Genomic DNA, 10,473 nt, shown 5'->3' with positions numbered 1-10,473 from the left:
AAAATATTTGGCACAATTCCATTATGAGAATGATTAATAAAAAACCTATATATTGGAATCAAATAAAACAGAACGTAACTTAATAACTCAATAAATTAATTAGAAATCATGAAACAGGCTACATAAGTTCAAATATTATTTATTGGTCGCAGTTATATGTGAAAACGACTTTGATTTACATTTTAATACTGATAGATAGAGTTTAATGAAGTAAGGCTATTTCAGATTTATTTTGTTAAAATTAATGGTGAAATCAGAAATAGTGAACAAATGGACAATTGACACTAAATAATTTATTATAAGGATTAAAAAAAGGGTAATAACTACCTGAATTTTTAATGAAGGAAATCTGGTAAAAAGAAAGGGATGATATTTTAAAAATGAAAAGACAATAACTAAACTCTAATCTTCACTCCTAAGTTTTATTAAATTTTATCTTATGAGCTCACAACATAAAAGCTATTCATAGTTAAACCCTAATTATCACTTCTAAACTGTTTCATTTCCTCAAGGGGCTCAATGATGGCGTCGTTTTCCCACTCCGATTTATCGAATGTACTTAGTTGAATAAACGGGACTTCTTGTTTTGGATTTATTTTATTAAAGTCATCCTGACTGCTGTTACTAAAAGTTGTTAGAAGAAACTCTTCTTTAGTTAGGTTGTTGCCTTCAATTTTAAAGTTAAAGCCTATTTTGTTTTTTTGAGGACTGTTTTCAATCAATTTAAAATCACGATTTACATAAAAGTAGCTACCCTTTATACGTTTAATGTATTTGGGTTGGTAGATATTATCGCTCTGTTTTTCATAAATATAGGTGCCCTCGCTTACATTATCGATGTATTTAATACCCAATATTAAGCGCAAATTAAACTTACTACCATAACGGGATTTATAATAACTATAATCTACCCTAGTAATAGCATAATCCTTTTGGTTAACCACAAAGGTGCCCGTTAGTTTCGATTTCGACCTATTGGGTTTAAAGCGTATGATGTAAACCAATTCATTATTGTTATAATTAATGTCTTCCAATTCAAAATCATAAAGGTCGGAATCAATAAGGGTATTTAAAAAAGAGATTTTTGTAAATGTAGCTTTTTTAACTAAAGATTCTGTACTGTACTTTAAGCTAGATGCCTTGTAGGATTTAGGTTTGTCGCTTTTTAACTCTTCGTCTTTAAGAGACATGGAATCTTCTATCTTAAAAATACCTGTTTTTACTTTGTAGGTTTTAGTAGTGTCCAAATATTTTAATACCAATGTTTTAGCTTTTTCTTCCACTTTGTCAAGGGAAAAATCCTTATTATGGTCCAGTAGTTTGGTCACTTTGTTAACTTCCATTTTACTACTATCCTGATGCAACGTGTGAAGCGCTCCTTTAACATCGGTAAAGTTGACAATATTGCTGCTAATGATGTCGTTGGAAAGGTGGATGAGTTCGGCATTGGCCATATCCAAATTTTTAGAAGATACGTGTGAAGCCTTTTCTATTTCGAAGTCTAAATGATTAAAATCAATATGATCTGTACTTCTATAAAAGAACCTGTAAATATTGAGGTCGAAATTGTAATTCTTACTAATATTTTGTCTTACCCTTGCCATTATTGAATCAATATTTGGCTTTTTATTGCTTAAATAAACTTCGTCCAATTGGTTTAAGGCTTCTTCTAAAGGAATGATGTAATTAAGTGATTTTATGGTTTCAATACTAATATACTTGGCTTGGTAACCCATACATGAAATACTAACGGTTGTAATCGTGTTGTTATTTGTATTAATTGTGAAAAAACCTTCCTCGTTAGTGATAACTCCACTGTATTTACCTGTTTTTACTGTGGCATAGGGTATAGCGGTTTTGTTTACTTTGTCAATAATTTTAGCGGTAATGGTTTGTGAATAACTAGAAATGAAAGAAGATATAAAAAAGAGGCTATAAAAAACTTTAGTCATAAAAATGTGTTTATAATTTCTTGACGATCGAATTGGTATAATGTTACATAAAATAACAATGGAAATAGTTACATTTGCACTCGCAAAAAATCAATATAATATGAAAGCAGGAATCGTAGGATTGCCTAACGTAGGAAAATCAACTTTATTTAATTGTTTATCAAATGCAAAAGCGCAAAGTGCCAATTTTCCGTTTTGTACTATAGAACCTAATATAGGTGTCGTAAATGTGCCTGATCCTAGATTAGAAACCTTGGAATCATTGGTAAAACCTGAACGTGTGGTACCTGCTACAGTTGAAATTGTTGATATTGCAGGATTGGTAAAAGGCGCCAGCAAAGGTGAAGGTTTAGGTAATCAGTTTTTGGGTAATATTCGTGAAACTGATGCTATTCTACATGTATTGCGATGCTTTGATAACGATAATATTGTTCATGTGGATGGCAGTGTTAATCCTGTTCGAGATAAGGAAACCATTGATATTGAGTTACAACTAAAGGATTTAGAAACGGTTGAAAAAAAACTGGATAAAGTCAAGCGTGCTGCTAAAACAGGAAATAAGGACGCTCAAAAAGAAGAAGCAGTATTGTTGCAACTAAAATCGGGGTTGGAAACCGGAACGTCGGTAAGAGCTATTGAGTTTGAAGAAGATGATTATAATGATTTTGTAAAGCCCCTACAACTAATTACAGATAAGCCAGTGATGTATGTTTGCAATGTAGATGAAGGCTCAGCAGTTACTGGTAATACCTATGTGGAGCAGGTAAAAACTGCTGTTAAAGATGAAAGTGCTGAGGTGTTAGTTTTGGCTGTTGGAACAGAAGCCGATATTAACGAACTGGACGATTACGAAGAACGCCAAATGTTCTTGCAGGATATAGGACTTGACGAACCAGGTTCGGCAAAATTAATCAGGGGTGCCTATAAATTATTGAACCAACAGACCTATTTTACTGCAGGTGTTAAGGAAGTAAGGGCATGGACGGTTAACATAGGAGCATCTGCACCACAAGCTGCTGGTGTTATTCATACCGATTTTGAAAAAGGTTTTATCCGTGCTGAGGTTATTAGTTATGACGATTATGTGAACTATGGAAGTGAAGCTAAAGTTAAGGAAGCTGGAAAAATGCGTGTAGAAGGGAAAAACTATACGGTAAAGGATGGTGATGTGATGCACTTTTTATTTAATGTGTAGTTTTAGGTTAACTACTTTTTGCCTACTGCGCTTACATAATTATTAAGTTCATTAATTTTCTGGTTATTGGTTAAACAAAGAAGATCTTCGTTACTGCTTTATAAAAATGTTTAATGCAAACTAATTCTTTTTATCTTTTTTGTAAAGTGGAACCCTATAGGAAAGAGTGTAACCATAACCTACGCCAATGCCACTGCTATCGTATGTTTTGTTAAATCCTGGAATGTAAAGATTTTCAAAACCATTAGGTTCAGTTTCTTTTACTAAACCTTTCAATTGTAGGTTAAGTCCAAGATAAAGGTTATTAAAAAGTTCAGCTTTAATACCTATCATTAATTCTATCCATAGCGCCGTAAGGTTACTAAATTTTCTATTTTCGGTATCGGTGTATTGTGGCGTCCAATATTGATCAGTACTATAGATTTGAAAACGGTTTCTGGTATGGTTAAAAGAACTTGCTCCAAGACGGAATCCAGAAAAAATCATGTTGTCCATATCCAACCAATTCTGGTATAAATTATAATCGATGCCTCCTTTTAAGTAGCTTCCTTTTGTAGTGACATCCAGATAATCCGTGACAGTATTTTTTTCTTCAATTCCTAGTTCACCAGCAATATATAATTTGTTCTTAATTCGATAATCGGCAATAACTTCAAAGCCACTATATTCATTATCTGTAAAAGAACGAATAAGTTTACCAATGTCACCTCCAATACGCAATCCATATTTTAATTTATAAGTAATAGAGTCAGATGCACTACTGGGAATACTATTATTTTGTGTATTGGCAGACACACAAAACAATAGAGCAATAACTATGCTACTAATGGTATAAGATAAAGTGTGCCTTTGTTTCATCTTCTATGGATTGGTTATCGGTTAAGGATTCTTTTAATTTTATCCAGTTTTCGTTATCAGGTTCAATGGTAAGGGTAACATTTTTAAAAATGGTTTTGTAACCACATGCCCTTGAGACATAAATTTCTTCAGTAGAATAACTAATGGTTATTATATCTTCATTACCTTCAATGGTTCCATCTTCTTTTTTTAAATAATTTATATGCAGTTTAAATTGTGTTGTATTTGAATCTGTACGAAGGGGGAGTATTAAATCATCTGTAGCACGAACCACATCATAGCCAGGTAAAGCTTCGTTATTATCAACACCTTGAACCCTTAAATCGAGTACGTTCTTTTTTTCTTCTTGATTAGAAAAATCATGTAAATCTATAATTAATCTTGGTGTAGTAGGAGTTGTTTCCGGGCAAATGTCATCACGCTCACAACTAAAATGGCTCGTTAAAATGAGTATTAAAATAAGTAGGCTTATTTTTTTCATAAATTAATTTTCAGGTTATCTGAGTTTCAAAAGTACAACATTTTCTACATGAAAGGTTTGCGGAAACATATCCACTGCTTGCGTTCGGGTAACTTTATACATATTATCCATTAAGGCTAAGTCCCTTGCTTGAGTAGCACTATTACAACTTACGTATACTACCTTTTTAGGTGCAATGTTTAGTATTTGTTGTACAACATCTTTGTGCATGCCATCACGTGGGGGATCGGTAATGATTACATCAGGGTTTCCATGTGCTGCAATAAATTGTTTATTAAACACCTTTTTCATATCACCAACAAAAAACTCAACGTTAGTAATGTTATTTAATTGTGCATTTTCCTTAGCAGCACTAATGGCATCGGGTATAGCTTCCACACCAATCACTTTTTTGGCCTTCCTAGCTATAAATTGAGCAATGGTCCCAGTGCCAGTATATAAATCGTAAACTAATTCGTTACCTGTTAACCCAGCAAAATTACGTGCTATCTTATAAAGTTCGTAAGCTTGCTCGGAATTGGTCTGGTAAAAAGATTTGGCATTGATTTTAAAAAGTAAACCATCCATTTCCTCATAAATGTGGTCTTTACCTTTATAGCAAACAACGTTTTGATCGTAAATGGTATCGTTGGCTTTTTCGTTAATAACAAATAACAGCGATGTAATTTCTGGAAATTGTTTGGCGATATAATCAAGAAGCAATTCTCGTTTTGCAACATCTTCCTTAAAAAATTGAATGAGTACCATAACTTCTCCAGTGGTAGAAATGCGAATCATCATTGTACGTAAAAATCCGGTTTGATTTCTAGTATTGAAGAATTCCAATCCTTTTGCAGTGGCAAATTCCTTAACGGAGTTTCTAATAGCATTTGATGGGTCAGCTTGTAAATGACAGTGGTTTACATCCAAAATTTTATCCCACATTCCTGGAATGTGAAAGCCCAAAGCATTCTTGTTATCTAAATCTTCACGAGACCGAATTTCATGTTGAGTTAACCATCGGCTATCACTAAACGAAAATTCCATTTTATTCCTATAGAAGTATTGTTTTTTTGAACTTAGTATAGGTGTGATTTCAGGTAATTCGATATGCCCGATACGGGTCAGGTTATTGATAACCTCTTTTTGCTTATAATGTAATTGGTGCTCATAGTCCATATGTTGCCACTTGCATCCACCACAAGTACCAAAATGTTCACAAACTGGTTCGGTTCTTTTTGGTGATAGCTTATGGAAAACCGTAGCTTTTCCTTCGTAATAGGCTTTACGTTTTTTAAAGGTTTGAATATCTACTACATCTCCAGGTACGGCATTGGATAAAAATATAACCTTACCGTTTTCAGCCTTGGCTATGCTTTTTCCTTTGGCTCCAGCATCAAGCACTTCTACATTTTCAAAAAATTGTTTTCTTGATTTTTTTCTTGACATGCTGCAAAAATAGTAATCGTCACAAATAAAATGTTTTTATTTCCATTAACTTTAAGAGATTTTAATGTATTTAGTTAAATATAAATGTTTTTATTCAGTTAAAAGAAAAGCTTTTGGAGCTCGATAGCTGGACTAAAAAATAAAAGATACAAGAAATGAGTGAAAAAGGCCAATTTTATAGCTTATTTTAAAAACCTAAAATGAGTTCAATAAAGAGATCTAGATAAGTTAATAAAAGAGACCTTAAAACAAGATATGGCCGAATGTTATGGAGGGCTGGAAAAACAAAATGTATTTAAAATGCTATGCGGATTGTTCCAAGGCATGGACAAATGGATTATTTACCTCATTAATATAAGGGTATTGGTATTCTTCGGATTATTTGTGTATAACTTGGTACAATTTTTTAATACCAATATGGTAAACGAATTTATAAAATGGGGTATGGGGAAGTATAGCCTTTTTGTTGTGGTGAGTATGCTTATGATATTTGCTTGCATATAAATGGACAAAAATGTATTAATGTATAAAATTAAATGTTTAGAATTGTAAATTTTATCTCTTTTCTGGAAGAATATTCGACTAAGATTTCTTAAACCAGAGCATATTTACTAATTTGCAGGCCCACTCAGGGATGATTTCTCTCCCACGCTGCTTTTTCGTCCCGATAATTATCGGGATTCCCGAAAGAATAAAGGTATAGAAGGAATGGTTGTTTATTAATTAAAACTATTAAAAAATGGCTGTTTTAGAAAACAAATTAACATCACAGCATGCAATTGAATTAGAAAACAAGTATGGTGCCCAAAATTACCATCCTTTACCCGTTGTATTAACAAGAGGCGAAGGTGTATACGTCTGGGATGTGGAAGGCAAACGGTATTACGATTTTTTATCGGCTTATTCTGCAGTGAACCAAGGGCATTGTCACCCAAAAATTATTGATGCTTTAAAACACCAAGCCAATAGTTTAACACTTACCTCTAGGGCCTTTTATAATGACCAGTTAGGCAAATATGAAAAATACATTACCGAGTATTTTGGCTTTGACAAGGTGTTGCCCATGAATACAGGGGCAGAAGCCGTTGAGACGGCAATAAAATTAGCGAGAAAATGGGGGTATGAAAAAAAAGGTATTCCAGCTAATCAAGCAAAGATAGTAGTATGTCATAATAATTTTCATGGTCGGACAGTAACTATAATTTCGGCCTCGAACGATCCTGTAGCTACCGAAAATTTTGGACCTTTTACACCTGGAATGGTATCCATTCGTTATAATGATTTAGATGCGTTGCATGATGCTTTGAAAGATAGCAATGTTGCCGCATTTTTAGTAGAGCCCATACAGGGCGAAGCAGGTGTTTACGTGCCAGACGATAATTATATTAAAGCGGCTTATACCTTATGCAAACAGAACAATGTACTGTTCGTTGCTGATGAGGTTCAAACAGGCATCGCACGAACGGGTAAATTATTGGCGGTTCACCATTCAGGAATTAAACCTGATGTACTTATTTTAGGAAAGGCCATTTCTGGCGGTGTCTTACCGGTTTCGGCTGTATTGGCAGATAAAGAAATTATGGATGTTATACGTCCTGGCAATCACGGATCTACTTTTGGTGGCAATCCATTGGCTTGTGCTGTTGCTATGGCAGCACTAGAGGTTGTAGAGGAAGAAAACCTAGCTGAAAATGCCGAACGCCTTGGCAAAATCTTTAGAGCAAGTATGGAAGAACTTATTAAATCAACTGATTTGGTGAGATTGGTAAGAGGAAAAGGCTTGTTAAATGCTATTGTGATTGATGATTCAGAAGACAGTTCTACGGCTTGGGATATTTGCATGAAGCTTAGGGATAATAGCTTATTGGCCAAACCAACCCATGGCAATATCATTCGTTTTGCGCCGCCTTTGGTGATGACGGAACAGCAGCTTATGGATTGCATTGATATTATAAGTAAAACACTTAAATCTTTTGAATAAAAAAAGCACCCAATTGGGTGCTTTTTTATTCAAATTAGATGAAAATTTTATTGGTTTTGCATTTGCCATTGCTCCATTATTTCTTGAGATTGTCTCATTATTTCATCCCATCCAACTGTGGATATTCTGTAAATGGTCATGATAAAGTACATTAGGTTAATAATTAAAATTACCAAGGCCACAATTTTAGCAGTATTCATTGTCTTGACACTTGCTTGTTCAAATTGATCTGGATGATTTTCAGCATTTTTTAATTTGCTATGTGCAATATAGAATGCAATTCCAGATAAAATAAAGCCTAAACCGCCAAAGCAGCAACATAAAAAACCTAAAATTGCTAGTACATAAACGAGGGTTGGATTGAGTTTTTGTTGTTCCATAATTAATTTGGTTAGATGAGTTTTGATACAAAATTTGTTACAATAATAACAATATTGAGAATTACCAAAATAGTAATAATTTTATTACTGTACTTGAATTTTCTAAATGTATTAAAAACAATTACGATTAATAGCAGTATTAACGTGTATATGGCAGGATACATATAAAAGGCATCGGTAAACTCACCTTGAACCACTAAGGAAGCCGATCGCTGCAATCCACAACCCATACATTCAACTCCAAAAAGCTTTTTATTTAGGCAGGGCAACATATAATCATTAAAACCTGACATAACATTATGTTTGTTGGGCTAATATATTAAATTTGTTAATCAATTAAATTATTATTTGAGCGTGAAGTATTTTAATTATTTACTCATTTTAGTTGGGGCTATTGTAGCCATGTACGCTAAAGTAGGAGCAAATCAAAACCAATTTATTTTAATTGGGGGTATTGTTGTTTTAATGATTGGTGTTTATCGTATTTCGAAAAGCATTCCTAGTAAACGGAATGAAGAAATTGATGACGAAAACATGGCGCAATAAATAGATTTTTTATACATATCAAAAAAAGTTATGTCTTTTCAATTAGGTGATTATGTTTTGGTTTTGGATGAAGACCTATCGGGGATTGTTAAAGCATTGAATGATGATATGGTCTCTATTGAAACCGATGAAGGCTTTGAGTTGGATTTTCCTTCCGACGCTTTGGTCAAACATAAACAGGACAAAATGCTTCGGCAAAATGCCTTTTCTTATGATAACTTAAATAAAATAGTTTCAGAAAAGGAACAATCCGCAAAAAGAAAGTCAATAAAGGTAAAGTCCAAGGATCGGTTTGAACCTACTATGGAAGTCGATCTACACATCAATCAATTAGTGAAATCTGCCAAAAGTATGAGCAACCATGATATATTAACTTTGCAATTGGATACGGCAAGACGCCAATTGGAGTTTGCTATTACGAAACGCATTCAAAAAGTGGTGTTTATTCATGGTGTTGGGGAAGGTGTCCTTAAAGTTGAATTGGAGTATTTGTTTGGGCGATACGACAATATTAAATTTTATGATGCTAATTACCAGAAATACGGTTTAGGAGCGACCGAAGTTTACATTTACCAAAAGGGGTAATCATTTAAGGAAATGCAGGGGTTAATTGTCTAGTACCAGAAGTAGAACTATCCTGTAAAGTACCAAAATCAAAATTTTGAGTAATGACTTCTAAATTAACACTCTTTATTAAAAGTGTAATCGTATATGTTTGGTAAATTGTATGCTCTCTGTAAGCTACTGCTGGAACCGATTCGGAGACATCTTTATTCAGATAATCAGCGCCAACGTCGGGATCTCTAACATCATCTCTTGGATTTTCATTTTGGTCAACGCTTTCTTCGTCCCGTGTTAATACACCATCACCATCATCATCGTCATCCAAATAATCCGGTTTGTTATCACCATCGGTATCTTGAGCGTTTGAGAGACCATCAGCTTGGGTGTAATTTGGAGTTTCATTTTTTGTTGGTACATTGTCACCATCATCATCATCATCTAAATAATTAGGTATACCATCGCCATCGGTATCATCGTTATCCAAATTACCATCGGTATTAATATCTTCAAACTCAGCAGGAATACCATCATTATCATCTTCAATAAGTGTGGTGGTAAATACTGCTTCGTTATTGTTACTTTCATAATCCTCTTTTATTTTAACTTCAGAAGGAGGGATGGGACTACAAAACAAGCCTGAAGGTAATGTGCTATTAGTATACGTTCTATAATTAAAAGTATTAGAATTAGATGTTTTTTCAAGTATTTCTCCAGCTTGTAGTGCAAAGAGATCTTCAAAATTAATGTCTTTAACCACAAATGACAAAGATTCTGAAGGATCGTTTTTTGTTTTATAAAACACTAAATCGTTGCAGGATTCTAATGCAAAAGTATCGTTAAAATCAAATTCAACTGTTATGATATCACCATCATCACAAGACGATTGAAAAAACAAACTTACAATAGTTAAAATAATAAAGGCCTTTCGCATAGTTTGGGTTTTAGGCAAAAATAATAGAATTGTAATTTATAACGCCTCTAATTGAAAATAATTTTATTGAGTTATTAAGTTACGTTCTGTTTTATTTGATTCCAATATATAGGTTTTTTATTAATCATTCTCATAATGGAATTGTGCCAAATATTTT

At 33.5% G+C, this 10,473-nt stretch carries 11 protein-coding genes and 1 pseudogene; 5 read left to right on the top strand and 7 right to left on the bottom strand.

Features of this window, described 5'->3' with window-relative positions; all coding sequences use genetic code 11:
* Positions 1–476 precede the first annotated feature (476 nt).
* Positions 477–1,952 carry a carboxypeptidase-like regulatory domain-containing protein gene (locus K7G79_RS14260; protein WP_223552276.1) on the bottom strand — a complete coding sequence of 492 codons (1,476 nt, stop codon included), beginning with the start codon at positions 1,950–1,952 and terminating at the stop codon, positions 477–479.
* Between the two features lie 100 nt (positions 1,953–2,052).
* Between K7G79_RS14260 and ychF the strand changes: the two genes are divergently transcribed.
* On the top strand, positions 2,053–3,147 hold the full coding sequence (gene ychF, locus K7G79_RS14255; protein WP_223552275.1) for a redox-regulated ATPase YchF: 1,095 nt from the start codon (positions 2,053–2,055) through the stop codon (positions 3,145–3,147).
* A gap of 120 nt (positions 3,148–3,267) precedes the next feature.
* On the opposite strand, the gene K7G79_RS14250 is transcribed toward ychF, so the two are convergent.
* The 3 genes from K7G79_RS14250 to rlmD are packed head-to-tail and all read right to left on the bottom strand — an operon-like array spanning position 3,268 to position 5,914.
* The gene (locus tag K7G79_RS14250) at positions 3,268–4,005 is read right to left on the bottom strand and encodes a DUF6048 family protein (protein WP_223552274.1); all 738 of its coding nucleotides are present in this window, start codon (positions 4,003–4,005) and stop codon (positions 3,268–3,270) included.
* Positions 3,971–4,486, bottom strand: coding sequence for a DUF6452 family protein (locus K7G79_RS14245; RefSeq protein ID WP_223552273.1), 516 nt, complete (start codon positions 4,484–4,486; stop codon positions 3,971–3,973). The genes K7G79_RS14250 and K7G79_RS14245 overlap by 35 nt, the downstream gene beginning before the upstream one ends.
* A gap of 15 nt (positions 4,487–4,501) precedes the next feature.
* Positions 4,502–5,914 carry a 23S rRNA (uracil(1939)-C(5))-methyltransferase RlmD gene (gene rlmD / locus K7G79_RS14240; RefSeq protein WP_223552272.1) on the bottom strand — a complete coding sequence of 471 codons (1,413 nt, stop codon included), beginning with the start codon at positions 5,912–5,914 and terminating at the stop codon, positions 4,502–4,504.
* 228 nt (positions 5,915–6,142) lie between these two features.
* Here rlmD and K7G79_RS14235 point away from each other — a divergent pair.
* Both K7G79_RS14235 and rocD read left to right on the top strand, forming a co-directional pair.
* A pseudogene (locus K7G79_RS14235) lies at positions 6,143–6,418 on the top strand (DUF6768 family protein); the annotation flags it as partial.
* Between the two features lie 235 nt (positions 6,419–6,653).
* Positions 6,654–7,895: an ornithine--oxo-acid transaminase gene (gene rocD / locus K7G79_RS14230; RefSeq protein WP_223552270.1), complete on the top strand. Its 1,242-nt coding sequence runs from the start codon at positions 6,654–6,656 to the stop codon at positions 7,893–7,895.
* Positions 7,896–7,942: 47 nt separating this feature from the next.
* On the opposite strand, the gene K7G79_RS14225 is transcribed toward rocD, so the two are convergent.
* Together K7G79_RS14225 and K7G79_RS14220 are read right to left on the bottom strand one after the other, a co-directional pair.
* Positions 7,943–8,275: a CCC motif membrane protein gene (locus K7G79_RS14225; RefSeq protein ID WP_223552269.1), complete on the bottom strand. Its 333-nt coding sequence runs from the start codon at positions 8,273–8,275 to the stop codon at positions 7,943–7,945.
* Between the two features lie 11 nt (positions 8,276–8,286).
* On the bottom strand, positions 8,287–8,568 hold the full coding sequence (locus tag K7G79_RS14220) for a DUF2752 domain-containing protein (protein WP_223552268.1): 282 nt from the start codon (positions 8,566–8,568) through the stop codon (positions 8,287–8,289).
* A 61-nt stretch (positions 8,569–8,629) separates the two neighbouring features.
* Between K7G79_RS14220 and K7G79_RS14215 the strand changes: the two genes are divergently transcribed.
* Together K7G79_RS14215 and K7G79_RS14210 are read left to right on the top strand one after the other, a co-directional pair.
* On the top strand, positions 8,630–8,821 hold the full coding sequence (locus tag K7G79_RS14215) for a hypothetical protein (protein ID WP_223552267.1): 192 nt from the start codon (positions 8,630–8,632) through the stop codon (positions 8,819–8,821).
* 30 nt (positions 8,822–8,851) lie between these two features.
* Complete coding sequence (locus tag K7G79_RS14210) at positions 8,852–9,406, top strand: Smr/MutS family protein (protein WP_223552266.1); 555 nt, start codon at positions 8,852–8,854, stop codon at positions 9,404–9,406.
* Between the two features lie 4 nt (positions 9,407–9,410).
* Here the strand turns inward: K7G79_RS14210 and K7G79_RS14205 are convergent, their stop codons facing one another.
* Positions 9,411–10,316: a hypothetical protein gene (locus K7G79_RS14205; RefSeq protein WP_223552265.1), complete on the bottom strand. Its 906-nt coding sequence runs from the start codon at positions 10,314–10,316 to the stop codon at positions 9,411–9,413.
* Between the last annotated feature and the right edge of the window lie 157 nt (positions 10,317–10,473).

Origin of the sequence: Aestuariivivens sp. NBU2969 (genome assembly GCF_019931125.1) — a bacterium.
In the GTDB taxonomy this organism is placed as follows: Bacteria; Bacteroidota; Bacteroidia; order Flavobacteriales; family Flavobacteriaceae; genus Aestuariivivens; species Aestuariivivens marinum.
This window is presented reverse-complemented; position numbering and strand designations above follow the sequence as displayed.